This window comes from Ruegeria sp. YTSC230, from assembly GCF_059609665.1.
This window is the reverse complement of the sequence record NZ_JBXWMC010000004.1, coordinates 145,575-169,961: the sequence shown is the minus strand read 5'-3', so window position 1 is coordinate 169,961 and position 24,387 is coordinate 145,575. Positions and strand designations below refer to the sequence as shown.

Sequence of the window (24,387 nt, the reverse complement as noted above, 5' to 3'; positions counted from 1 at the left end):
GTCGTTCTTACGACCGCCGCCAGCAGTACACCGCGTTCAACGGTGGCCGTGCCAGCCCGACACCCATGACAATCGAAGATGGAAAAACCCATGACGGAACAGGTGCTTCTGGCCCCGGATCAAATTCGTGCGGCCTATGTTGAAAACACCGGAAAACGTGACCGCGACTTAGCGGAATCACTTGGAATAACCGAAGGTCAACTCGTTGCGGCGTTTGCGGGTATCGACGTAACGCGGCTTTCGGCAAGCCTTGATGACATCTTCCCGATGCTCAACGGGCTGGGTGAGGTCATGGCGCTGACGCGCAACCTCTCTTGCGTCATTGAAAAGGTCGGGCAATACGACAACTACCACTCCGGTGCGCATGCTTCGATGGTTCTGACCGAAGAGATTGACCTGCGCATGTTCCCCGGCCATTGGGTCCACGCCTTTGCCATCGAACGTGAAACGGACAAGGGGACAAAGCGATCCCTTCAAGTTTTTGATGCCGCTGGGGATGCGGTGCACAAGATCTTTCTGCGTGATGGCTCTGACCTGAACCACTGGGACGAACTTGTCAGGAAATTGCAGGCAGATGACCAATCCCAGACGCTGAGTGTCGAGCCGCGAAAGCCAACCGAGGCCGCCAAGGTGAACACCGACAAGGTCGAACTTCTGCGAACGGAATGGGCCAAGATGACGGATACACACCAGTTCCTGCGCCTAACCTCAAAGCTGAAGATGAACCGATTGGGCGCCTACCGCGTCGCTGGTGAACCGCTGGTTCGCGCGCTTGAACCGGCAACGGTTTCCCAGATGTTCGAACAGGTCCGGGACCAAGGGCTTGAGATCATGGTCTTCGTCGGCAACCGTGGGTGCATCGAAATTCACGGTGGGTCGGTTGAGACGCTTAAACAGATGGGTCCGTGGTTCAACGTGCTTGATCCGCGCTTCAATTTGCACCTGCGCTCAGACCATATTGCCGAGGTTTGGGCCGTGACCAAACCCACCCAACGCGGACCCGCCGTTTCAGTTGAGGCGTTCGATGCCGGAGGTGGTCTTATTCTGCAGATATTTGGTCGCCGTTCAGGCGAAAACGATCACCGCCCGGCCTGGGACCAACTGGTGGCAGGCCTGCAATCCAAAAAAGAAACCGAGGTGGCGTGATGAGCCCCCTTTGCAGGTTTTCATCGGTCGTCGCGCTAGTCGGCGCGGTGATCGGAACAGCGGCCTTCGCAGCAGATGAGCCAGAACCCAACCGCATCATCGCCATCGGCAGTTCCGTGACAGAGATCGTCTATGCCCTGGGTCAGCAGGACCGCCTTGTTGGGCGGGACCGGACCTCGACCTACCCGGTTGATGTGCTGGACCTGCCCGATGTCGGCTATATTCGTGCGCTGTCCCCCGAAGGGGTCTTGTCGGTGAAACCCGACCTGATCGTGGCTTTAGAAGGGTCCGGACCACCGGAGGCTGTCGAGGTTCTCAGAGAGGCCGGTGTGCCCTTCGTCTCGATCAGTGAAGACTATTCACGCGACGGCGTGGTGGAAAAAATCCGGGCTGTCGGGGCCGCCCTGGGTGTCGAAGATACCGCCGAAGAACTTGCCAATCAGACCGGTGCCAAGATTGACGGGGCCCATTCGAATGCAGTTGATGCATCGGTGGGCGGCACACCCCGGGTTCTGTTTGTCCTGTCGGCTCAGGATAATCGCATCATGGTTGGCGGCGCGGACACACAGGCACACAGTATCATTCGTCTGGCTGGCGGCGTGAACGCGGCTGGCAACGTATCGGGTTTTAAACCCATGACACCCGAAGCGATCGCCACAACCGCGCCGGACGTGATTCTGATGATGGATCGACAAGGCAACCACATCACCGCCAATGAAGACCTGTTTGCCATGCCAGCCATCAAGCTGACGCCCGCTGGACAGAAAAAACGTCTGATCCGCATGCAGGGTGCCTATCTGCTGGGCTTTGGCCCCCGAACGGCCGAGGCGATTGCTGATCTGTCGGCGGAATTGCAGAGAATCAACGGCTCATGACCCTTGCAATGGATCACGATGGGCTCAACGTGGCTGCCCACGACCGACGAGTGACGGCGCGCCGGGTCACTCTGGCCCTTATGGCGCTGTTGGTTTTCACCAGCATCTGCAGCATCTCGGTCGGCGCGTCGGACGCATCCGTTCGTGCAGCATTCGCAGACCTGATTGCAGGGCGGGACATTTCGGACCTCGACCGGATCGTCCTGTGGGATATCCGACTGCCCCGGCTGGCGATGGGAGTTCTTGTCGGCGCCGCTTTGGCGGTTTCCGGCGTGGTGATGCAGGGCCTTTTTCGCAACCCTTTGGCTGACCCCGGAATTGTGGGCGTCAGCGCAGGTGCCGGTCTGGGCGCGATTTCCGCGATCATCCTCGGTGCGTACCTGCCCGCCTCCATTCTGGCCTGGGTCGGTAATAGCTTGGTCGCCGTGGCGGCATTTCTGGGCGGGTGGACGTCCGTCTTGCTGCTCTATCGCGTTTCAACACGAGGCGGGCAGACATCGGTTGCAACCATGCTGTTGGCAGGGATCGCGTTGGGTGCGCTGTCGGGCGCTGTGTCCGGGGTTCTGGTCTACATGGCCGATGACCAACAGCTGCGCGACCTGACGTTCTGGGGCATGGGCTCGCTGGCCGGCGCAACATGGACCAAAGCAGCCACGGCCGCTCCGATCATCTTGATTTCCGTGTTCACGGCCCAGTTCCTTGCCGGTGCGCTGAACGGCATGGCGATGGGCGAAGCCGTGGCGCACCACATGGGAATCCCCGTTCAGCGCAGCAAGAACATCGCCATTCTGGCCGTGGCCGGCGCGACCGGAGCCGCCGTTGCCGTATCCGGCGGCATTGGTTTCATCGGTATCGTTGTGCCGCATCTGCTGCGGTTGGCGACCGGACCGGACCACCACCGCCTGTTGATGAACTCGGCCCTGTTAGGGGCTAGCTTACTGCTGTGTGCCGACATGATCAGTCGCCTGATCGTGGCACCGGCCGAACTGCCGATTGGCATCGTAACTGCAATCTTAGGCGCACCGGTCTTCCTGTGGATTCTGCTGCGGCGTCACGGAACAATGGGAATGTAAGTGATGAAGGGCGAAAACATACACGTCAAACTCGGCCGTAAAGAGATTCTGCACGGCGTGGACTTTGACGCAGAACCCGGAAAAGTCACAGCCATCATCGGCCCGAATGGCTCGGGAAAATCTACGTTACTCAAAGCCTTATCAGGCGAACTTGAATCTTGTGGAGAGATTTCTCTGAACGGGCACAGCATTTCCGAGCTGAAGCCTTGGCAACTGGCTGCAATGCGCGGGGTTCTACCGCAATCGTCAACCGTTGCCTTTCCCTTCACTGTGCTCGAGATCGTCCGACTGGGCCTTGCAAACGGGCTAGCTGCAGCGGATGACAGCCTGCCTTCCCGCGCGCTGGCTCATGTCGACCTCGCTGGGTTTGAGCACCGGTCTTACCAGAACCTTTCGGGTGGTGAGCAACAACGAGTGCAGCTTGCCCGCGTTCTGACCCAAGTCTGGGACGCGACATACCACGATCAGCCCAGATGGCTGTTGCTGGACGAACCCGTTGCAAGCCTGGACATCGCACATCAGTTCACTGTGTTGGGTGTTGCAAGAAACTTCGCCACACAAGGCGGCGGCGTTGTTGTGGTGATGCACGACTTGAACCTGACGGCGCTGTTTGCCGATTATGTGTATGTCATGTCGGAAGGATCTGTTTGGGGATCGGGCACACCAACTGCGATCCTGAACGACCAGACGATGCTGCAGGTCTATGGTATAGACCTGCCTATCAGCACCCTGCCCAATGCTCAGGTTCCGTTCATCCTGCCGCAGGCCATGCGACAGGCCTTAACCGCGTAAAGGGCACACTTAGGGCGAGCAGTATTTCCGCCTGCCCTAATCACGCACCGAAACTAGACGCCGTAACGACTCAGTATCATCTCGACGCTGCTGTCTATAGTCGCGGTCATTTCGACTTCGGTCAGAACATTGCCAGAGAAAACCATCGGCCAGAAAGCTCTGGACTTGATCAGGCCGATGAATTCCTGTCCCGCCTGTTCGGGGTTTTCGATCCGCAACTGCCCGTCTTCGGCTGCATCCCTCAGCATCTCGATAAAGATCGCTGTTTTGTCCAGTTTGCCTTGCGCAGCGGCAGCAAGATCAGGGTTGCGCAGAGTTTCGCTGATCACCATCCGAGCCATCGCCATCACTTCGGGCAGCATCAGAATGCGCCCCTCGGCCCAGGCCAGATCGGTTAGCTGCTTACGAATGTCGCGCCCTTTTTCATAGCGGATATCCCGAACGGCCGCGAACCGGTTGGATAGTTCCAACACGATGGATCTAAACAGGTTTTCCTTGCTTTCAAAGTACTTGTACAGCGTGCGCTTGGACACCTCGGCCTGCGCTGAAATACGGTCCATGCTGGCGGCGGCGAACCCCTTTTCTTGGAATTCCGCTACGGCCGCTTCGATGATCTGGGCATGTTTGGACGCATTCGGCGCTGTGCATTCGTTCATATTTTAAAGCTATAGACCCATTGACAGATCAAGGTCAAACACTACGTAAACTCACCAGTTTACACGCGCGGGTTTCTGGCCTAGTGTAAACCCGCCAGTTTACCGACTCAGGTAACCAGCCCAACACGGAGAGCCCCCTCATGGCATTGACTTTGAAACTGAACGGCGAGACCCACACGGTCGACGCCGAACCCGGCACGCCCCTGCTCTGGGTGATCCGGGATGAACTTAAGCTGACTGGAACAAAATTCGGCTGCGGCGTCGCATCCTGTGGCGCGTGCACCGTGCATCTGAACGGCGAGCCTGTGCGCTCGTGCCAGACTTACATCGAAGATGTCGAAGATGCTGAGATCACCACAATCGAGGCGGTTGGAGACGACAAAATCGGTGCGGCCATTCAACAAGCTTGGATCGAACTGGACGTGGTCCAGTGCGGCTATTGCCAGTCGGGTCAGGTGATGTCGGCGGTTGGACTATTGTCCGAAAACCCCAAACCCAGCGTCGAAGAGATTGACGATTACATGCATGGCAACGCCTGCCGTTGCGCCACCTATCAACGCATTCGCGCCGGCATCCAGCGCGCATCTGAAATTTTGGAGGCCTGATCCATGACCATCAACACCTCCCGCCGTGGATTTCTGAAAGGTGCCGCTGCTGCCGGTGCCGTCCTGCTGGTTGGCTCACGCCCTGATGGGGCGCTGGCGGCTGCTTCGTCAGAGACCGCTCAATTCAACCCGTTCGTGAAGATCGATGCAGATGGCACTGTAACAGCCATCGTAAAACACTTTGAAAAGGGCCAAGGTCCAGCTACCGGCCTGCCGACGCTGATCGCAGAGGAAATCGGCCTGACCATGGACCAGATCGAATACGAATTCGCCCCGTCCAACCCGCAGGTCTATAACAACCTGTTGTTCGGTCCCTTCCAGGGCACTGGCGGATCAACCGCAATGGCGAATTCGTGGATGCAATACCGTCAGGCAGGTGCGGCGGCGCGTGAGATGCTGATCAATGCCGCCGCGCAAAGCTGGGGCGTGGACGCATCCGGCATCACCATTGAGGAAGGTATCGTCAAGGCAGGCGACAAATCAGCCCCAATCGCAGAATTCGTGGCCGCGGCCTCTCAACTGGAGGCCCCGGCCGAGCCGCGCCTGAAAGACCCGTCAGAGTTCCGTCTGATCGGCAACGAGACGGTGCGCCGCAAGGATTCGGCAATCAAAGGCAATGGCCAGGCGATGTACGCGATGGACGTCCATCTGCCGAACCAGATGGTCGCCATGATCAAACGGCCCGAATCGAAGGGTGGCATCGCAAGCGGCTTTGACGACAGCGCGTCAAAAGAGGTCAAAGGCTATATCAGTGCCGCCATCCTGCCCAATCAGGCTGGTGTCGCTGTCTATGCCGAAAACACCTGGGCCGCCATTCAGGCGCGCGACGCGCTTGAGGTAGACTGGGACATGTCCGGATCTGAGACCCGCGACTCGGACCAGATCAAGGCCGAAATCATGGCCGCTCTGAACGCCGAAGCCACGTATAACGTGAATAAGGCGGATGTCGCAGCGGTGTCGGCGGCCATTGATGGCGCGGACACGGTCGTTGAAAAGACCTTCTATTTCCCGCTTTTGGCACATGCCCCGATGGAACCGTTGAACTGCACCATCGAGCAAACTGCCGAAGGTGACATTGTCCTGCACGATGGTGCCCAGATGCCGACCGGCCCGCATATGGCCTATCAGCAGATCTTCCAACTGCCGCCAGAAAAGATTCACATCAAAACAATGCTGGCCGGCGGATCCTTTGGACGGCGGGCGACGCCAGATGCGGATTATCAGGTTGAGGCTGCGCTGGCCTTTGTGGTCACCGACCGTTCGCGCCCGGTCAAACTGGTGTGGACACGCGAAGATGATATCCGCAGCGGTTACTACCGCCCCGCCTTTGGCCACAAGGTGCGCGTTGGTCTGGATGCCGATGGCAAAATCGTCGGCTGGCAGCATCAGGTCGCCGGTCAGTCGGTCATCAAGGGCACACCGTTTGAGGCCGTCGCGGTACATGACGGCGTCGACCACAGCTCTGTCGAGGGCATTGCCGACAGCCCGTATGACATCCCCGGAATGGCCTTGGGTTTAACCGACACCCCCAAGGCAACAACGGTTCTTTGGTGGCGCTCGGTGGGGCACACGCACACCGGGTATGTCATGGAGACAATGATGGATACCGTGGCCGAGGCTGCGGGTCGTGACTCGGTAGAATTCCGTCTGTCCCATCTGGCGGACACCAATAATGCGGATCAGCAACGCAAGGCAGAAGTTCTGAAACTGGCTGTTGAGAAGGCCGGTTGGGGTAATGCTACTGCGGGTCGCGCACAAGGTATCGCGGTGCATAAGTCCTTTGGGTCTTATGCCGCACAGGTTGTTGAGGTGTCCGGTGATCCGGAAAACGGCATCAAGATCGAGAAGGTCACATGCGCCGTGGATTGCGGGATTGCCGTGAACCCCGACGTGGTGCGCGCGCAGATGGAGGGTGGTATCGGATATGGTATCGGCCACGTCATGCGTGATCAGATCACGCTGACCCAAGGCGCGGTGGACCAGTACAACTTCCCTGATTATGAACCGCTGCGCATCGGCGATATTGCCGAGATTGACGTTCATATCGTGCCTTCCGCCGAAGCCCCCACTGGTGTTGGAGAACCCGGCACACCGCCTTCGGCCCCCGCGCTGGCCAATGCGATCCGGGCGCTTTCCGGCGTGAAAGTCACCACTCTGCCGATGGTGGAAAACGGCGTCAGCTTCGTCTGACGGTCAACCCCGCGCCTGTCCCACTGGACGTGCGCGGGGTTTTTCTCAGCCAAAGAAAATTTGATCAAATTTCGTGACAACAGGTCACTCCTCTATTACACCTCGGGTAGCCAGAGTAATGGAGTCAGTGATGGATCTGAGCGCCTTGCACAGTTTTCGCGTTGCCGCATGTGACCTAAATGGTCAGATGCGAGGCAAGCGTGTGCCGCCCTCTTACGCCGACAAGCTGGACAAAGGCACGCTGCGCATGCCGTTTTCAGCGTTGAATGTCGACCTGTGGGGCGCGGATATCGACGGCAGCCCGCTGGTATTCGAATCCGGCGACGCAGATGGCGTCCTGCTTCCGACGGATCGCGGCCCGGTGCCTGTGCCTTGGCTGGCAACAGAAACCGCACTTGTCCCCATGTGCCTGCATGACGACGAAGGAAACCCGTTTGCTGGCGACCCAAGGCATGCACTTGCGTCTGTTCTTGATCGCTATGCACAACGCGGTTGGTCGGTCATTGCGGCGACAGAGCTGGAGTTCACCTTGCTCGACGCCTCGGGAGCGCATCCGCAACCGCCGGTCAATCCTGTGACCCGGCGACGGCTGGAGGATGAAGCAGTCCTGTCGATGGCAGAAATGGATGCCTTCGATGCGTTCTTCACCGACCTTTATGACGGGTGCGCTGCGATGGGAGTTCCCGCGCAAACCGCCATCTCGGAAAGCGGTATTGGCCAGTTCGAAATCAACCTGAATCACCAAAACGCCATGCGCTGTGCCGATGATACATGGCTTTTCAAGGCCTTGGCGCGTGGCCTTGCCCGTAAACACGGGTTCACCGCAACCTTCATGGCGAAACCCTACGCCGATGACGCTGGCAACGGGATGCATGTCCATTTCTCGGTCGTGGATCAACAGGGCCGCAACGTGTTTGACAACGGTGGACCCGAAGGCACCGATTTTCTTCGCTGGGCGGTGGCGGGATGCCTAACGGCGATGCCCGGATGTACGCTTGTCTTTGCACCGCACGGGAATTCATACACGCGTCTGGTCCCGGGCGCGCACGCCCCAACCGGTGCGTGTTGGGCCTATGAGAACCGCACTGCGGCTGTGCGTATTCCCGGTGGCGCGCCGGTCGCGCGACGGATCGAACACCGCGTCGCCGGTGGGGACATCAACCCCTATCTGATGTTGGCCGCTGTTCTGGGGGGCGCCATGAACGGCATCGAAGATCAGTCGGAACCGCCTGCCCCTATTACGGGCAATGCCTATGAAGTCGACGGGCTGCCGCAATTGGCTGCCGACTGGACCCAAGCCATTGCAGCATTCGAAACAAACCCCAATGTCGCGCGCATCTTTCCGGCCGACCTGATCCGCTATTTCGCCATGACCAAGCGACAGGAAATCAGGCGGTTCGCCGAACGCCCATCCGAAAACCATTGGCTGAGTTATGTCGAAGCCGTATGAGCCCTCTTGCCCGCCCGCATCCGCTGGGCTAGAATAAATTTGATCAAATTTGGTGACCCATGAAAATCGGCATCCTACTGACCGGCCATCCACCTGATGAACTGCAGGACAAATTCAGCGAATATGACGCGATGTTTGCCGCGCTGCTGGAAGGCAACGGCTTTACCTACGAAACCTTCGCCGTTGTAGACGGCCAATTCCCCAAGGACGCGTTTCAGGCTGATGGTTGGATCATCACCGGCTCGCGCCATGGTGCGTATGAGGATCATGCGTGGATACCACCGCTCGAAGATCTAATCCGCGCCATTCAACACAGCGGTCGCCCGCTGATCGGTGTGTGCTTTGGCCACCAGATCATCGCGCAGGCGCTTGGCGGCAAAGTAGAAAAGTTTACCGGTGGCTGGGCCGTGGGGCGCACCGAATATGACTTGGATGGCCAATCCGTCACCCTGAATGCCTGGCATCAGGATCAGGTTGTTGAATTGCCCGAAGGCGCGCGTGTGATCGGCGCCAACGACTTTTGCCGTAATGCGATGGTAAGTTATGGCGACAACATCTGGACCGTGCAGGCCCACCCGGAATACGGCGATGCCTTTATCCAGGGCTTGATGGAAACGCGCGGCAAGGGTGTGGTTCCCGACCCGTTGATGGAAGCTGCCGCTAACCGGCTGCCCGGCCCCGACGACAACGCGACCATCGGACGGCACATGGCAGAATTTCTGAAGAAAGAGAGGGCCTGATGGCCGACTGGACAGACCAGCTGCCGGAAGCAGCAAAAACCTATATCTCCGGCCACCGGCTGGATGAGGTCGAATGCATCATCTCGGACCTCCCGGGAATTGCGCGCGGCAAGGCCGTACCTGCCAGCAAGTTCGCGCGGCAGACTTATTTCCACCTGCCCGACAGCATCTTTTATCAAACCATCACCGGCGATTGGGGCGAAGCAGCGGGTGAAGACGGCTTTATCGAGCGGGACATGATCCTGAAACCTGATTTCTCGACCGTATCTGCCGCGCCGTGGACGGGTGACTGGACATTGCAGGTTATTCACGACGCCTACGACCGGGATGGTGAGCCGATCCCCTTCAGCCCGCGTAACGTGTTGAAGCGTGTTGTGCAGCTGTATCACGACAAAGGCTGGGACCCGATCGTCGCGCCCGAAATGGAGTTCTTTCTGGTCGCCCCCAATGTCGACCCGGCGCATGGGATCAAACCCATGATGGGCCGTTCGGGCCGCCCCGCGGCCGCGCGGCAGGCCTATTCGATGACCGCAGTGGACGAGTTCGGACCTGTGATCGACGACATCTATGATTTCGCCGAGCATCAAGGGTTCGAAATTGACGGCATCACGCAGGAAGGCGGCGCGGGTCAGCTGGAAATCAACCTGCGCCATGGCGACCCGGTCAAACTGGCCGACGAAGTGTTCTACTTCAAACGTCTGATCCGCGAGGCAGCGCTGCGCCACAACTGCTTTGCCACGTTCATGGCAAAACCGATCGAGGATGAGCCAGGCTCGGCGATGCACATCCACCACTCGATTATCGACATGGAAACAGGCCAGAACATCTTTTCGGGTCCTCAGGGCGGTGAAACGGACGCGTTCTACAACTTCATTGCCGGGTTGCAGAACCACCTGCCAGCTGGTCTGGCCGTGATGGCCCCATACGTGAACTCCTACCGCCGTTATGTGAAAGACCACGCCGCACCGATCAACCTGGAATGGGCGCGTGATAATCGCACCACCGGCATTCGCGTGCCCCTGTCCGGCCCCGAGGCACGCCGCGTGGAAAACCGGATCGCAGGGATGGACTGCAACCCCTATCTGGGCATCGCGCTGTCCCTGGCCTGTGGTTATCTGGGCCTGACCCGGCAAGAACGCCCGCGCCGCCAATTCTATGGTGATGCCTATGAGGGCGAAGGTGACATCCCGCAAGTGATGGGCAACGCATTGGACCTGTTTGATGAGGCTACTGCCTTGCACGAAGTTCTGGGCCCTGAGTTCGCCCGCGTCTATGGCATCGTCAAACGGGCAGAATACGAGGAATTCCTGCAGGTCATCTCTCCGTGGGAGCGCGAGCATCTGCTGATGAATGTCTGAGGCACCCGATGAACCTGCTTTATTCCAATGACCGCAAGGCCGAATACCCGGCCAGCTGGTACGCTGCGACGGCCAATCCGGTGGACCGCTTCCCCGCGCTATCCGGCGATGTGAAGGCTGATGTTTGCATCGTGGGCGGCGGGTATACCGGCCTGTCCGCCGCGTTACATCTGGCCGAAGCAGGGTTCGACGTTGTCCTGCTCGAGGCGCACCGCGTTGGCTTTGGGGCATCAGGCCGCAATGGCGGGCAACTGGGCAGCGCACAGCGGATGGATCAGGAAGACCTCGAGCGGCTGGTCGGCGATGATGACGCCGCCAAGCTGTGGGACCTGGCCGAAGACGCAAAAGATCTGGTCAAATCCCTGATCGCGAAGCACCAGATCGACTGTGACCTGAAACCCGGCGTGGCCGTTCTGGGCCTCAGCCAAAGTGAGCAGCAAGAGCTTCATGATCACGCAGCGCATCTGTCCGACCGCTATGGTTATGACCAGATGGAGGTTCTGGACGAAGGCGCAGGTCAGGCATTGTGTCCTTCGCCCTCTTATCGGGGCGGCTATCTGGATATGGGCGCGGCGCATCTGCATCCGCTGAATTTTGCGTTGGGGCTGGCTCAGGCAGCGGCAAAAGCAGGCGTACGCATCTATGAAAGCACCGAGGTTCTGGGCGTCGAAGAAACCACCCCAGCCGTTGTGAAATCCGCGCAGGGTAATGTGACGGCAGACCACGTCATTCTGGCCTGCAACGGATATCTCGGCGATCTGAACCGCAAGGTGGCCACCAAGGTCATGCCCATCAACAATTTCATCGCCGCGACCGAGCCTTTGGGCGCGGATACCGCCCGCGTCCTGACAAAAGACGTCGCCGTGGCCGACACCAAATTCGTGGTGAATTACTTCCGCCTCAGCGCCGATAGTCGCCTTCTGTTTGGCGGCGGCGAAAGCTATGGTTACCGTTTTCCAAGCGATATTGCGGCGACAGTGCGCAAACCGATGACCGAGATTTTCCCGCACTTAAGCGATGTAAAGATCGACTACGCTTGGGGCGGCACTCTGGCTATCACCATGCGCCGGATGCCGTATCTGGCACGGGTTGCGCCCAATATCCTGTCTGCCTCGGGCTATTCCGGGCATGGGGTCGGCACGGCTACGCATGCGGGTCAACTGATGGCGCTGGCCATCCAGGGGCAAGCCGAAGGGTTTAACACAATGGCCCGCGTCCCCGCCCTGCCCTTTCCCGGAGGCCCTGCCCTGCGCAGCCCGCTGCTGGTGTTGGCGATGACATGGTTCGCGCTGCGGGATAGGTTGGGAGTGTGAAGCTATGGCGCTTGTTTGAGATCTCTCAAAACGCGGAACCCCACCAAAGCTGATCGGGCATCCCTCAATCCTCGGCCGCGATTGGCAAGACGAGAAGCGTCCATAGCAAAGGGATACGCTCCACCCCGACTCACTATTTTCGCGCAGGGCGTTTCGAGAGCCATTTCCAGATAGCGGCTGGATGTTTCCCACCCCGCATACTTGTCGGTCCAGCAGGACATCGTAAGTTCGATTACATTGCCCGACATGTGGCGCAGTCCCCACGCATTTGCGGCATCCAGTTGATCTACAGGCACAGGCGTGCCACGCGAAACAAGGTCAGGCCGCTCTTCGCCCAGCATGATCTCGGTCGCGCGGCCCAGAAAGTTCACCTGATCCGTGGTGACTTCTTCGCCCTGCGCAAAGGGTGTCTGCGTTCCGGCGCGGGCGGCGTATTCCCACTCTGCCTCGGTTGGCAGGCGGTAGACGTCCATCCCAACCTTGCTGTTCAGCCAATCGGTGTAAGAAACCGCATCCAGATAAGAGACCGTGATGACAGGGTGATTGCCTCTGACCTTTGCGCGCTTCGAGTTAGGTAGCCGAATAAAGTCCTGCGGCTCGTACCCGCCGCAGCCGTCATCCTGCACGCAGGCCATCCACTGATCATAGGTGATCTCGTTGCGGCCCATTGCGACTGGCATGTCAATCGTGACATTATGGACCGGCCCCTCATGAAACGCGATATAGGGGTTGTCGGGCGTGACGGGTATCCAGTTGCCAGCTTCATCAAACTTGACGTTCTACTTTGACTCTCCCGGAGGCCCACCCATCAGAAACTCGCCCAAAGGCAGCACGATCATCTCAGGGCAAACATCGCATTCCTGAAACATCTCGAGCGGCGCGACTTCGGTTCCATCCGAGAGAACATATTGGGCGTGTGCGACTGTTGCGAACGAGGATATCGCCAACAGCCATGTCAAAGGTCTGAATTTCAATTCTGTGGTCCAACCCGTGAATAACAAAAGCAGAGTTGAACCAATCGCACCTTACTTTCGCGTCGGCTGCAAGACCAAAAGCTGGCCGGTCGAAGCCCCGTAATCCCTCAGAGCATCCGAATTTGACAGATCGGTGAAATTTCGCCCCATGGGCGATTGAAGGGTTGGATTGCTGAAAAAATAGCTTTATCTTTCCCAAAGATAGAATTTGGGAAAATCAAATATGACGCTTCCGCCAAACGTTCATGCCGCCGAACCCATCCCCCCAGCAGCAAAAGAAGCCATCGACGCCCTGATGCAGTCAGGCGATCTGTTTCGCTATACCGCGCCGCAGGACGCGCCGGTTGCATTGCTTGAGGCCGAATTTGCCAAATTGCTGGGCAGTAAATATGCCCTGGCGGTATCCTCCTGCTCGGCCGCTCTGTTCCTGTCCCTCAAAGCGTTCGGCCTGCCGCGGGATGCGCGGGTATTGATCCCCGGCTTCACCTTCGCCGCCGTTCCGTCTTCGGTCGTGCATGCGGACTGCATTCCGGTGCTGTGCGAAGTGGGTGAAAACTATCGCCTCGACATGGCCGATTTCGAGGCCAAGCTGGACGGCGTTCAGGCCGTGATCATCAGCCATATGCGCGGCCACACCTCGGACATGGATGCCATCATGGCGCTGTGTGACGCACGCGACATCCCTGTGATCGAGGACGCGGCGCACTCGCTAGGCACAACTTGGCACGGGCGCAATATTGGCACGATCGGCAAGATCGGCTGTTTCTCGTTCCAGTCCTACAAGATGATTAACGCGGGCGAAGGCGGTATTCTGATCACCGACGACGCCGATCTGGTGGCGCAAGCCGTGATCATGTCGGGCGCGTATGAACATAACTGGAAGAAGCATAAGGGACCGCAAGGCGACAACTCGCCCGAGTTGGAGCAGGCATTTGCCCGCTGGCAGAACCAATTGCCGCTCTATAACTTGCGGATGAGCAATCTCAGCGCTGCAGTAATCCGGCCACAAATCCCGGAACTTGCGCGTCGTGTGCGTGATGGCCTGTCCAACCACGACTATGTTGCAGACCGGCTGAATACATCGCCCCATATCGACGTCCCTGCCCCTCTGGAGCCCGAACGCCGGGCACCGGATTCCATACAGTTCAACCTGGTAGACATGGACGACAACGATATCCGCGCCTTCGCTGCGGCGACTGAGGCGCGTGGCGTCAAAGTTCAGGTCTTTGGTCTGAGTCAGGACAACGCCCGCGCATTCTGGAATTGGCAATTCCTGCCGGAAAAGTTCGAGCTACCGCAAACCCGCGCAATGCTTATGAAGGCCTGCGATGTCAGGTTGCCTGTGCGCCTGACGCGCGAAGAGCTGGATGTGATTTCGGATATCCTGCTGGCGTCTGTGGGCGAGGTTACAGGCCCGGTTCCGGTGTACGGAACCTGACGGCGACTAGGGTCCAAGGTCAAACAGATCGACCGGCAAAAACAGCGCTGTGATCCCCTTGGGGGTTGCGGCCACGCGGGATAGGATTCCGACAACCTGCAATCCAGTGTCCATCTCGACCAACAAAGGCGCACCAGAATCCCCCATCATGACAGGACATGTCGCCAGCAAAACCCCGCTTGAATGGCGGCGCGGCTGGCAGGTCTTTGTTTTGCTCAGCACGTGGGGCCGGATACCGGGATACCCCGCAACAAACGTGCTAGTGGCGCCATCATCCCCCAGCGGCAGATAGCCGACTTGCTGCCCAATCGGTGCACTGAGTTCCAGAACCGCCCAATCCAAGTTTGATCTGTCATCAAACCGGCCTTCAACGCCCTGTTCAGGATGAACCCGATACGCTTTCACTCCTGAAACCACAGCGGCTTCTCCGCGCTGATAACCGGCGGCAAAACGGATGCTTGAGGGTGGAATCCACCGCTGACGCGGTGTGTTGTACAGGCAATGCGCCGCAGTCAGGACAAGATTGTCCGAAACAAGAACCCCGGTGCAATGGGACTTCTGATCCCGACTGGCAAAATTAACACGTCCAATCGCGCGCCACGGTGGCTGATCGGCCGCAAGAATTTCGCGTGCACGAATCGCATCACATCCGGCTTCGGCCCGTGTCCCCAATGTACAAATTTGGGACCACTGGCCTGAGAAATTGCCCTGCGCCAGCGCGGGTTGCGTCCAAAGTATCGTGATACTCAGGGTCAACCAGCGCATCTTTGGCCGCGTCAGTTAAGCTTGGACAGCTTTTGCTGCAGTTCCGCCAACTGTTTTTTGATGTCGTCCAAATCTTCCTTGGGCTCGGATTTGGCGTCATCGTCTTTGTCCGGACCGGACCATCCGCCGGACAGTCCACCTGTCATGGCTTTCAGGAACGCTTGCTGCTGCGCCTGCATTGCATCGAATCCCGGCATCTGAGACATCGGATTCATCGCGCTCATGTTTTCCATCATCTTGCTCTGGTTTTCCCGCAGCATCTCGAATGAGCTTTGCAGGAATTGCGGCATCACACCGCCACCCGGCAGCATGTAGCTGCGCACCAGATCGTTCAGCACATTGACCGGCAGCACGTTTTCGCCGCGGCTTTCGTGTTCAGCAATAATTTGCAGCAGATATTGCCGCGTCAGATCATCACCTGACTTCAGGTCTATGATCTGTACTTCGCGCCCGTCGCGAATAAACGACGCAATGTCTTCAAGCGTGACGTAGTCACTGGTCTCGGTGTTATACAGCCGACGGCTGGCGTAACGTTTGATCAACAGTGGTTTTTCTTGTTCCGACACCGTTTACCCTCCCCAAGGATGATGCATTGCAGCAAAGACTATGCGAGCGCAGCACAAAAAGAAAGGGCAGGTCTTTCGACCTGCCCTGCGCGATAGCACCGATTGGGAGGAGTGGGTGCGCCTCGCGGCGTTTGCTTACTTGGCAGCAGTTGCTTTCTTGGCAGCTGCGGTCACGTCGTTGGTGGCCTTTTTGACAGCCGCGGTTGTGTCTTCGGCGACGTCTTTGCCAGCTGCCATCAGCAGCTCAACGGTTTCGGACTGCACTTTTTTCGCGATCTCTGCGAAGGCTGCCATGTTTTCAGCTGCAACTTCAGCCGATGCGCTGGCGAAATCGGTGGCCGCTTTGGCGTAATCTGCAGGCTCTGCCTTGGCTTTCGACATCTCGCTCAGCTTGGCCAGGGTGTCCTTGGTCCATTTATTCGAGATCTCAGCCGACTTTTCAGCCGCTTCCAGCGCAACACCCGACAGCTTTTCGTTCAGCGTCGCGGTCGATTTGAAAGCACCTTCCAGAGCGGTGGTGTCAACAGGGAACGCGCCCATAACGTCTTTCAGGGTCGCGGTGAAGTCTTGCGTCTTTGCCATGTCTAAAATCCTTTTGCCGAACCGAGCCCACCCCGGTTTTCATCAGCTTGAGGACAATATGGTTGCCGCAGCGCAGCATTGCAAGATTTTTCTTGCTGCGCTGCGGCATATTTCTGCAAGGCGCATTGAAATCAAATACTTGCCTTGACCCGCACATAGGTCCCAGGCGCCGGAGCCAGGGCAGGATGGGCCGAATCGCCGGTCGCACGCGCGGGCACCTGTTTACCCGACCGCTTCTTCAGCCAGGCCTCCCACCGGGGCCACCAGGAGCCTTCGTGATACGTGGCCTCTTTCAACCAGGTCTCCGGATCTGCCTTCAGGTCGGTGTTTGTGTAGTGACCGTATTTCTTTTTGCTGGGCGGGTTCACGATGCCCGCAATATGCCCCGACTCCGAGACGATGAAGGTCTTCGACCGCGACCCCATCTGCTGCACCCCGCGATGACACGCCTTCCACGCCGCGATGTGATCCGTCTCGCAGGTGATCGCCATCAGGGGCACGTCCACGTCGCGCACATGCAGCTTATGCCCCAGCAGTTCGAACCCGTCGGTGACAAAGTCATTGCGCTGGCACAAGCCGCGCAGGTACTGGACCGCCATGCGGCCGGGCAGATTGGCCCCATCCCCGTTCCAGAACAGCAAATCGAACGCGGGCGGTGTCTCGCCCATCATATAGCTGCGGATCGCAGGCCCATAGATCAGATCCTTTGATCGCAGAAACGACATCGTGCGACCGATGATCCACGCTTTTAGAACACCGTCCTCCGAGATCTGATCCTCAATCCCGTCCACAAAGTCGTTCTGCAGGAAAGGCGTGAACTCACCCTGATCGCCAAAATCGGTTAGGGCCGTGAAGAACGTGGCCGATTTGATCGACTTGTCGCCGCGCTGCTTGAGCAGCGACAATGTCAGGCTCAGCGTGGTGCCCGCGATGCAGTAACCGACAGCGTTGACCTGTTTGACCTTGCAGATCGATTTGACCTCTTCGATCGCGGTCAGGAATCCGTCCTGGATATAATCCTCCATGCCGATATCGGCATGGGATTCATCGGCGTTCACCCAGCTAACCACAAACAGGGTATAACCCTGCTCGGTCACCCATTTGATCAGGCTGTTCTGCGCCTTAAGATCCAGAATGTAGAACTTGTTGATCCACGGCGGGAACAACACCAGCGGCGTTTCGTGCACCGTCTCGGTCGCAGGCTTGTACTGGATCAGCTCCATCAACCGGTTGCGATAGACCACATCGCCGGGCGTCGTCGCGATATTGCCGCCGACCTCAAAGGCGCTGTCATCGGCCAGCTTCACCACCATCTCGCCATCATTGGCCTCGAGATCGGCCACCAGGTTTTCCAGACCCTGGATCAGTGACTGACCTTCCGTCTCAACCGCCTTTTCCAGCGCATCCGGGTTGGTCGCCAGAAAGTTCGTCGGAGACATCATGTCGATGATCTGCTGCGAGAAGAACGCCAGCCGCTGCTTATCCTGCACATCCAGATCCTCGACCGAAGCCACCGCTTGCGCGATGGCATCGGCATTTGTCTGATACTGCTGACGGATGAATTTGAAATACGGATTGGTATCCCACAAGGGGTTGGAAAACCGCTTGTCCCGGGGTCCGGATGCGGCCTCTTCTGCCTCGCTGCCCACCAGCGCCTGCTGCGCCTCGGCAAAGTTCATAACAGACTGACCCCAGAACTCGATCTGCTGCTCCATAAGCCGCGCGGGATTTTGCATCGCTTCAGCCCAATACGCCGATGCTGCCTTTGCATAAAGCTCTTGATTCGGACCGTCCAAAGCAGGGTTGTGTCCCTTCTTTCCCGACATCGCATCAACAAGTCGCTTCGAAAGCTCCTCCACCTTGTCCATATTTTCTTTAAGCCTCTCAAGGTGTTCCGGGGATAGCTCCGGCGTCCGGTGTTCACTTGTTGTCATTTTAACAATTCCCCCTTAACCTCGCTGCTACGCAGAATAATCGTCGTGGGCTTGGGGAGCAAAGCGACGAATGGTCCGACACTCACACCGGCAGCCAGGAGGCCCCCTAAATGCGCTACATGATGACCTACGACCTTATGGAAACCATGCGCAACACGAACCAATGGATGGGGGCAACGGCCAGTGCTATGGCGTCCTACCCACTGTTCTCCATGATCCCCAACCCGGCTTTCAGCATGATGGCCGCATGGGGCGAAGTGACCGAGCGCACGTTTCAGCGCATGATCGCAAAGCCGGACTGGGGTATTCGAACGTTCACGTGTGAGGATGGCAAAGACCACCTTGTTGATATTGTTCCCGTAATGGAGCGCCCATTTGGCGACCTGATCCATATTCGCGTCAATGGACGCGAAGAACAACCCCGCAAGGTGCTGCTGGTGGCGCCAATGTCTGGCCACTACGCGACTTTGTTGCGTTCCACGGTCAAAAGTCTGCTGGTCAATTGTGAGATTTACGTAACCGACTGGCATAACGCGCGTGATATCCCTGTTTCCGAAGGCAAGTTCGATGTCGAGGATTACACGCTGTATCTTGTCGATTTTATGAAAGAGCTGGGCCCGGACACTCATGTTGTTGCAGTTTGCCAGCCCGCCCCTCTGACGCTTGCCGCAACCGCTTATCTGGCCGAGGTCGAGCCCAAGGCCCAGCCCAACACATTGACCCTGATCGGTGGTCCGGTTGACCCTGATGCAACCCCGACCGACGTAACCGATTTCGGCCGTCGTGTGACCATGGGACAGCTGGAAGAAACCATGATCCAGCGCGTCGGCTTCAAATACAAAGGCGTCGGTCGCATGGTATATCCAGGCTTGCTGCAATTGGCGTCTTTCATGTCGATGAACGGGGATCGCCACTCCAAAGCGTTCACCGATCAGATCCAGCGCGTGATGCGAGGCGAAGCGTCCGATCACGATGCGCATAACCGCTTTTACGATGAATACCTGGCGGTCATGGACATGCCCGCCGAGTTTTACCTTTCCACGGTCGAGCGCGTGTTCAAAGACCGCGAGATCGCCCGCAATGAGTTCGTTGTCGCAGGTCACAAGGTCGATATCGGCAAAATCACCGATGTTGCGGTCAAAACGGTTGAAGGCGCAAATGATGATATCTCGGCGCCCGGCCAGTGTATTGCCGCGCTTGAACTCTGCACCGGTTTGCCGGATGCAAAAAAGGCAAGCCACGTCGAACCCGGCGCGGGTCACTATGGCATTTTTGCAGGCCGCAGCTGGCGGGATAACATCCGGCCGCTTGTGATTGACTTCATGAATGCAAATACGCGCAAACCAAAGCGTCGCGCCGCAAACAAAAACCAAGTGGCTTAAAAATCATGAGCAGGAAAGTGGCGAAAGACACCCCATTTTCCTGCTCTTGCGGTTCCCTACATGGACGGATCAGCGCCGCAGGCGTGAAACACGGCACACATGTCGTGTGCTACTGTCACGATTGCCGCGCGGCTCAGTTGTATTTTGGGCAACCCGATCCTGCCCCCGGTCCTGTTGAAATCCTGCAGATGCTTCCGGAAGAGATCATTTTTGACGGCGGTGCCGAGCATCTCGCGCTGATGCAACTGAGCCCCAAAGGGATGATGCGCTGGTATGCCAGTTGCTGCAATGCGCCACTGGCGACCACACCAACAACGCCGAAGTTCCCATTCGCGGGTTTTATCGTCAAACGTATCCCCGACCCAAGTGGGTTGGGGCCGATCACCACGCGCGGGTTTATCCCCACAGGCCGCGGCAAACAGGCCCATGAAAAGATTGGGTCGGCCGTATGCGGGCTGGCGACCCGCGTCGCGAAATCGCGGATGTCAGGCAGTTGGAAGAACACACCCTTCTTCGACCCAGGTACCTTCGACCCGGTTGTCGAGCCTGTGATCCTCAGCAAATCCGAGCGTGCAGCCCTTTACCCATAAGTGGTTCGCGCAGGCATGTTTAACCAGTTCTCAAGTGCTTCATTGACAACCTGAGGCGCTTCGAGCGTTGGCAAATGCCCCGCGTCCTCAACCACATTTAGTTCCGCATTTGGGATCAGATCTGCCATAAATGCGTGCTTTCTTACTGGTGTCAGCAGGTCATGCGCCCCACACAAGACCAGCGTGGGAACCTTGATCATTCGCAGCGCACCTTGCTGATCCGGACGCCGCTGCAAAGCGCGCATCTGGCGTTCGAACACATCTGCCCCCTGATCCAATGCCATGGCAGTCACGTCACTCAGAATGGGAACGCGCCTTGGCCCAGGGGCCAACGTATCTGACCCAAGGATCTTTCGCATAACCTCTTCAAGCCGCCCGGCCTTGGCACCAACCATATACTCTTCTCGTGTCGCCGCGATCTGCGGCGTGTCGGACTGCGCATCGGTGGCCATAAGGCACAGGCGCGAAATCCGGTCGGGCGCGCGACGAACGAGTTCAAGAGCCACCACACCACCCATACTAAACCCCGAAAGCGCAAAGCGGTGTGGTAGTTGATCCAAAAGGCCCGAGGCGATCTCTTCAATCCGTTCGCCTAGCGAAACCGGCGCAACCGTGACCGCACGCTGACGGGAAAAGTGCGCGATCTGAGGGGCGAATACCCTAGAATCGCACATCAATCCGGGCAATAGAACCAGCGGCTCGATCAATCGCGGCCTCCTTCGTCTCAGCTTCTTCGGCGGCTTCGTTTTTAGCAGGATGAGAGGTTTTATCGGCGTCGGCAAGTTAAACTTCACGGATAGGCAATGCCGCGAAACGTGGGAAAGTCCGCATAGCGCTTCTTGCGAGTTTTCAGGTCTTCGCCCGGATTTTCGCCCGCACGCAACAGGCACCCGCGCGGGACGATGTAGCTGTCGATACGCCTGAGGGGAATTGGCCGCCACACCAGATTGAAAGCACAGAGTTTTGGGAAAAACCAAATCTCGGAATATTCCAAATGATCGTGCATCCACCACGCCAGATCGCGCCAATCCCGGCCTTCCGCGTAACGATCCGCGAACCACGGAATGACAATCGACGCCCCGGCAATCCGATCATCGCCGGTGCCCCAATCCCAGATATGGCACTCCAGTGGATTATCGTTTCGGGCGCAGTTCAGCCGGTTTTCATTGCCAAATTGGTTTAGAGACGGCGACCGGTATCCCGAGCGCACGGCAAGACGTCCGAACGTTTCCTCTAAAGGGTCCAGCAACGTCCGGCAAAAGGCTCGGCCGGTTTCGATGGCAAGATCAGGATTGTCGGGAAGATTTTGTTTTTCATGGAAATTTCCAATCTCGGAATACAAGAAGTCACGCATGAAAAAATGCCGGGACAGGCGCACGCGGCCAAGAGTTTCAAGGCTCCACATGCTACCCGGCTTACGCATCACCCGTACCCGTTCCAACGAAACGCCCCATCAGGGGCCAGAGGTGAGAACGGGTTGAAAGCGACCTCCCAGATCGTGCCTTCGGGTGCGCGGAAATAACCGTGATGCCCGCCCCAGAACACATCCGAGGCCGGTTTAAGAACCTCGGCACCAGCGGCTTGAACCTTGCTTAAAACCAGCGCGACATCTTCCTTTGACCAGCAGTTATAGCTAAGCGTCAGCGCCCCACGGCCCAAGGTGCCCACGTCAACACCAATCTCATCGGCAAGTGCCGGCAGAGGATACAGCCCCAGCGTCTGCCCGATCAGATCAAAGGCAATCACACCGTCCGGGCTGTCGACACGTTTCCAGCCGATCCTTTCATAGAATGCAGCGGCGGTTTCAGGGTCTTCCACCCCGACAGTGATTAGGCTGACGCGCTGTTCCATCATTCAATCCCCTGCTCTTTCAACCATGCCAAAATTCCAGTGACGGCAGCATCGGTCTGTCCCGGAGACATCAAACGTCCGGCAATGACATGGGACGATGGGTCATCGCCCGGCCCCATCGTAACCGTATGAACACTAGCAGGTCCGCCCCAAGCTTCGGCCACCTTGTGAGTCAAGTCCGGGCGCACAACCTGATCATCGTCCGAGAACCAGAACAACGCCGGGACACGCGCCTGCGAGAAGTCCATGGCATAAGCATTCTCAACCAAGGCGGTCATGGGCACAACTGCCTCCCACGGATAAACCGACGACCAGTACTTGTTCTCTTCCGGATCCGGGCCAGAGACGTCCCGTTCTTCCCCCATGATCAATGGCAGCCAGCTGCGCGCCCATGGAAGGCCGGGTATCCAGGCACCGGGCGTGTTCACACCAAAGTTCGGAGAGACAAAGACCAAACCGGCTACATTCTCTATAAGCGCGTCGTCCAATGCTGCCGCCGCAGCCAGCGTTCCGCCGGTCGAGGTTGAAATCACGACGACCTGATCGCCCACTGAACGGGCGGCGGCCAACCCTTCGGCCATATCCTGCATCCAGCCCGAGGCGGTGCCTTCGGCCATCGCCTCCCCGCCGCGTCCATGACCCTGCAAGCGGGTGTAGACCAGATTGGCCCCCAACGCCTCTGCGACCATATCGGGGACCGGACGAATTTCTTCGGACGAGGCGGAAAACCCGTGCACATACAGGATGGAAACCGGGGTGCGCTGTTCTTTGAACCCGTCCCGCCAGATTACCCGTTTCTCAACACCCGGAGTGATGTCATTGAAAGCGGATTCAACGCTTTCGAAATAGACCTGCACCCCCTCGCCAAACTTGCGCGGTTCAAATGTCGGGTTCAGGTTCACTTCTTCGCGCGGACCGAACCAATAGATCAGGGCACCAGCCGCGACCAGCACCAGAAGAACACGCCCGATGGCTTTGCCCACCCCCCGGATCATTGCGCGCCCATCACTTCAAGCACGGCGTTTTCGATGACTTCCAGGCATGGCCCGTCCGAGAACCTGTGGTCTGCATCCTTGACCAAGAGCAGGCGCATATCTGAACCGGTGGCATGTTCCACCAGACGCACAGCGGTTGCAGTGGAAACAGCAGTATCTGCAGTCCCTTGCAGAAAACGTACCGGAAACTGAAGATTAATTGCATCCCGCAGAACCAACTGCTGTCTTCCGTCCTCAATCATGCGTTTCGTGATGATATAAGGCTCCATATAGTCAGAGGGTAATTCAACATACCCTTCGGTTTCCAACACCTGTTTTTGCGTGTCAGAAAACGATGCCCAGTACCCGTCTTCAGTGAAATCAGGCGCGGCGGCGATGGTCACCATACCTGCAATCCGATCCGGCATTGCCTTCGCCAGCAAAAGCGCTTGCCAGCCGCCCATCGACGACCCGACCACGATCAGTGGCCCATCGGTCAGGGCAGCTACCGCGGCCAAAGCATCCTCGTGCCAGTCGCCGATGCATCCGTCCTCAAATTTGCCCGAGCTCTCGCCATGGCCCGAGTAATCGAACCGCAGGAATGCCTGACCGCGCGCCTTGGCCCAAGCCTCAAGATGCACCGCCTTGGTGCCCTCCATGTCAGACTTCAGCCCGCCCAAAAATACAACCGTCGGCCCTGCCCCATCGCTTTTGTGATAAGCCAGCCGCCGCCCTTGTGCCGTTTCCAGAAAATCCGTCGCTGCCATGTCGCCCTCTTTCCTTTTGGGGTTCATCATGCACGGCTGCCCGGTGGCTGCAATTCCCGAATTCGAACCTCCCGCCGCGTCAGCCCCAACGCGGTTGGGTGCTTGACAGGTCATGCTGCAACTGCCAAATGGATCGAACACACATAACCCGCAACCGGGCGTTCTCATACCCCGCGCCAGCGAACTCCCTGAAAATTCATGGAAAAATACTTAAAAAACAGGCGTTTGCTTGTATCGCCAAACCGTTTCACTGCCCCTGTCAGACCCACTCAACCCGCGTGGATATCATGCCACAACAGTGACGCATCAGTGACGAGGGGCTGGTAGCGGTGCGATGGCGTTGCTAAATCCAAGGTGTCGGGGGGG

Annotated in this window: 25 protein-coding genes; 13 read left to right on the top strand and 12 right to left on the bottom strand. The window is 58.0% G+C overall.

Annotation, left to right across the window (positions count from 1 at the left end):
* Positions 1-90 precede the first annotated feature (90 nt).
* Genes AC2FD9_RS10010 through AC2FD9_RS09995 form a run of 4 tightly spaced genes read left to right on the top strand, consistent with a single transcriptional unit; the run spans position 91 to position 3,886 of the window.
* Positions 91-1,146: a hemin-degrading factor gene (locus AC2FD9_RS10010; RefSeq protein WP_496836855.1), complete on the top strand. Its 1,056-nt coding sequence runs from the start codon at positions 91-93 to the stop codon at positions 1,144-1,146.
* Positions 1,146-2,021 carry a heme/hemin ABC transporter substrate-binding protein gene (locus AC2FD9_RS10005; RefSeq protein WP_496836633.1) on the top strand — a complete coding sequence of 292 codons (876 nt, stop codon included), beginning with the start codon at positions 1,146-1,148 and terminating at the stop codon, positions 2,019-2,021. Before AC2FD9_RS10010 ends, AC2FD9_RS10005 begins: the two co-directional genes overlap by 1 nt.
* Positions 2,018-3,094, top strand: coding sequence for a FecCD family ABC transporter permease (locus tag AC2FD9_RS10000; RefSeq protein ID WP_496836631.1), 1,077 nt, complete (start codon positions 2,018-2,020; stop codon positions 3,092-3,094). The genes AC2FD9_RS10005 and AC2FD9_RS10000 overlap by 4 nt, the downstream gene beginning before the upstream one ends.
* Before the next feature lie 3 nt (positions 3,095-3,097).
* Positions 3,098-3,886 carry a heme ABC transporter ATP-binding protein gene (locus tag AC2FD9_RS09995; protein WP_496836629.1) on the top strand — a complete coding sequence of 263 codons (789 nt, stop codon included), beginning with the start codon at positions 3,098-3,100 and terminating at the stop codon, positions 3,884-3,886.
* A gap of 53 nt (positions 3,887-3,939) precedes the next feature.
* On the opposite strand, the gene AC2FD9_RS09990 is transcribed toward AC2FD9_RS09995, so the two are convergent.
* Complete coding sequence (locus tag AC2FD9_RS09990; protein ID WP_058274090.1) at positions 3,940-4,542, bottom strand: TetR/AcrR family transcriptional regulator; 603 nt, start codon at positions 4,540-4,542, stop codon at positions 3,940-3,942.
* Positions 4,543-4,682: 140 nt separating this feature from the next.
* Here AC2FD9_RS09990 and AC2FD9_RS09985 point away from each other — a divergent pair, with 140 nt between their 5' ends.
* The 6 genes from AC2FD9_RS09985 (at position 4,683) to AC2FD9_RS09960 (ending at position 12,198) form a co-directional block, all read left to right on the top strand.
* Positions 4,683-5,147 carry a (2Fe-2S)-binding protein gene (locus AC2FD9_RS09985; RefSeq protein WP_282154201.1) on the top strand — a complete coding sequence of 155 codons (465 nt, stop codon included), beginning with the start codon at positions 4,683-4,685 and terminating at the stop codon, positions 5,145-5,147.
* A gap of 3 nt (positions 5,148-5,150) precedes the next feature.
* Positions 5,151-7,337 (top strand): xanthine dehydrogenase family protein molybdopterin-binding subunit, encoded by a 2,187-nt coding sequence (locus tag AC2FD9_RS09980; protein ID WP_496836627.1) that lies wholly within the window; start codon positions 5,151-5,153, stop codon positions 7,335-7,337.
* Between the two features lie 130 nt (positions 7,338-7,467).
* Positions 7,468-8,787: a glutamine synthetase family protein gene (locus AC2FD9_RS09975; RefSeq protein WP_496836625.1), complete on the top strand. Its 1,320-nt coding sequence runs from the start codon at positions 7,468-7,470 to the stop codon at positions 8,785-8,787.
* Positions 8,788-8,846: 59 nt separating this feature from the next.
* Positions 8,847-9,527 (top strand): type 1 glutamine amidotransferase, encoded by a 681-nt coding sequence (locus tag AC2FD9_RS09970; RefSeq protein WP_282121503.1) that lies wholly within the window; start codon positions 8,847-8,849, stop codon positions 9,525-9,527.
* Entirely contained in the window at positions 9,527-10,885 is a 1,359-nt protein-coding gene (locus tag AC2FD9_RS09965; protein WP_058274095.1) for a glutamine synthetase family protein, read from the top strand. The genes AC2FD9_RS09970 and AC2FD9_RS09965 overlap by 1 nt, the downstream gene beginning before the upstream one ends.
* 8 nt (positions 10,886-10,893) lie before the next feature.
* Positions 10,894-12,198, top strand: coding sequence for an NAD(P)/FAD-dependent oxidoreductase (locus AC2FD9_RS09960; RefSeq protein ID WP_496836623.1), 1,305 nt, complete (start codon positions 10,894-10,896; stop codon positions 12,196-12,198).
* Between the two features lie 2 nt (positions 12,199-12,200).
* Here AC2FD9_RS09960 and AC2FD9_RS09955 read toward each other — a convergent pair whose 3' ends face one another.
* Together AC2FD9_RS09955 and AC2FD9_RS09950 are read right to left on the bottom strand one after the other, a co-directional pair.
* Positions 12,201-12,920, bottom strand: a complete 720-nt coding sequence (locus tag AC2FD9_RS09955) for a formylglycine-generating enzyme family protein (protein ID WP_496836854.1) — start codon at positions 12,918-12,920, stop codon at positions 12,201-12,203.
* A 57-nt stretch (positions 12,921-12,977) separates the two neighbouring features.
* Positions 12,978-13,172 (bottom strand): hypothetical protein, encoded by a 195-nt coding sequence (locus tag AC2FD9_RS09950; protein WP_496754567.1) that lies wholly within the window; start codon positions 13,170-13,172, stop codon positions 12,978-12,980.
* Positions 13,173-13,395: 223 nt separating this feature from the next.
* On the opposite strand from AC2FD9_RS09950, the gene AC2FD9_RS09945 reads away from it, so the two are divergent.
* Positions 13,396-14,610 (top strand): DegT/DnrJ/EryC1/StrS family aminotransferase, encoded by a 1,215-nt coding sequence (locus AC2FD9_RS09945; RefSeq protein ID WP_496754569.1) that lies wholly within the window; start codon positions 13,396-13,398, stop codon positions 14,608-14,610.
* A gap of 6 nt (positions 14,611-14,616) precedes the next feature.
* Here AC2FD9_RS09945 and AC2FD9_RS09940 read toward each other — a convergent pair whose 3' ends face one another.
* From AC2FD9_RS09940 to AC2FD9_RS09925, 4 genes are all read right to left on the bottom strand, one after another.
* A complete protein-coding gene (locus AC2FD9_RS09940) occupies positions 14,617-15,375 on the bottom strand; it encodes a trypsin-like serine peptidase (RefSeq protein WP_496754571.1) in 759 nt (252 codons plus the stop codon).
* Between the two features lie 11 nt (positions 15,376-15,386).
* On the bottom strand, positions 15,387-15,941 hold the full coding sequence (phaR, locus tag AC2FD9_RS09935; RefSeq protein ID WP_058274099.1) for a polyhydroxyalkanoate synthesis repressor PhaR: 555 nt from the start codon (positions 15,939-15,941) through the stop codon (positions 15,387-15,389).
* Positions 15,942-16,076: 135 nt separating this feature from the next.
* Positions 16,077-16,523, bottom strand: coding sequence for a phasin family protein (locus AC2FD9_RS09930; RefSeq protein WP_496836620.1), 447 nt, complete (start codon positions 16,521-16,523; stop codon positions 16,077-16,079).
* A gap of 131 nt (positions 16,524-16,654) precedes the next feature.
* The gene (locus AC2FD9_RS09925) at positions 16,655-18,457 is read right to left on the bottom strand and encodes a PHA/PHB synthase family protein (protein WP_496836618.1); all 1,803 of its coding nucleotides are present in this window, start codon (positions 18,455-18,457) and stop codon (positions 16,655-16,657) included.
* Positions 18,458-18,567: 110 nt separating this feature from the next.
* Here AC2FD9_RS09925 and phaZ point away from each other — a divergent pair, with 110 nt between their 5' ends.
* Together phaZ and AC2FD9_RS09915 are read left to right on the top strand one after the other, a co-directional pair.
* The gene (gene phaZ, locus AC2FD9_RS09920) at positions 18,568-19,839 is read left to right on the top strand and encodes a polyhydroxyalkanoate depolymerase (protein ID WP_496836616.1); all 1,272 of its coding nucleotides are present in this window, start codon (positions 18,568-18,570) and stop codon (positions 19,837-19,839) included.
* 17 nt (positions 19,840-19,856) lie between these two features.
* Complete coding sequence (locus AC2FD9_RS09915) at positions 19,857-20,429, top strand: DUF6151 family protein (RefSeq protein ID WP_496836615.1); 573 nt, start codon at positions 19,857-19,859, stop codon at positions 20,427-20,429.
* On the opposite strand, the gene AC2FD9_RS09910 is transcribed toward AC2FD9_RS09915, so the two are convergent.
* The 5 genes from AC2FD9_RS09910 to AC2FD9_RS09890 all read right to left on the bottom strand — a co-directional run bounded on the left by AC2FD9_RS09910 (position 20,420) and on the right by AC2FD9_RS09890 (position 24,021).
* Positions 20,420-21,136 carry an alpha/beta fold hydrolase gene (locus AC2FD9_RS09910; protein ID WP_496836613.1) on the bottom strand — a complete coding sequence of 239 codons (717 nt, stop codon included), beginning with the start codon at positions 21,134-21,136 and terminating at the stop codon, positions 20,420-20,422. The genes AC2FD9_RS09915 and AC2FD9_RS09910 overlap by 10 nt on opposite strands.
* An 83-nt stretch (positions 21,137-21,219) precedes the next feature.
* Positions 21,220-21,834 carry a hypothetical protein gene (locus AC2FD9_RS09905; RefSeq protein ID WP_496836853.1) on the bottom strand — a complete coding sequence of 205 codons (615 nt, stop codon included), beginning with the start codon at positions 21,832-21,834 and terminating at the stop codon, positions 21,220-21,222.
* 17 nt (positions 21,835-21,851) lie between these two features.
* Positions 21,852-22,280 carry a VOC family protein gene (locus tag AC2FD9_RS09900; RefSeq protein ID WP_496836851.1) on the bottom strand — a complete coding sequence of 143 codons (429 nt, stop codon included), beginning with the start codon at positions 22,278-22,280 and terminating at the stop codon, positions 21,852-21,854.
* On the bottom strand, positions 22,280-23,275 hold the full coding sequence (locus AC2FD9_RS09895) for an alpha/beta hydrolase (RefSeq protein ID WP_496836611.1): 996 nt from the start codon (positions 23,273-23,275) through the stop codon (positions 22,280-22,282). The genes AC2FD9_RS09900 and AC2FD9_RS09895 overlap by 1 nt, the downstream gene beginning before the upstream one ends.
* The gene (locus tag AC2FD9_RS09890) at positions 23,272-24,021 is read right to left on the bottom strand and encodes an alpha/beta fold hydrolase (protein WP_496836849.1); all 750 of its coding nucleotides are present in this window, start codon (positions 24,019-24,021) and stop codon (positions 23,272-23,274) included. The genes AC2FD9_RS09895 and AC2FD9_RS09890 overlap by 4 nt, the downstream gene beginning before the upstream one ends.
* Positions 24,022-24,387 lie beyond the last annotated feature (366 nt).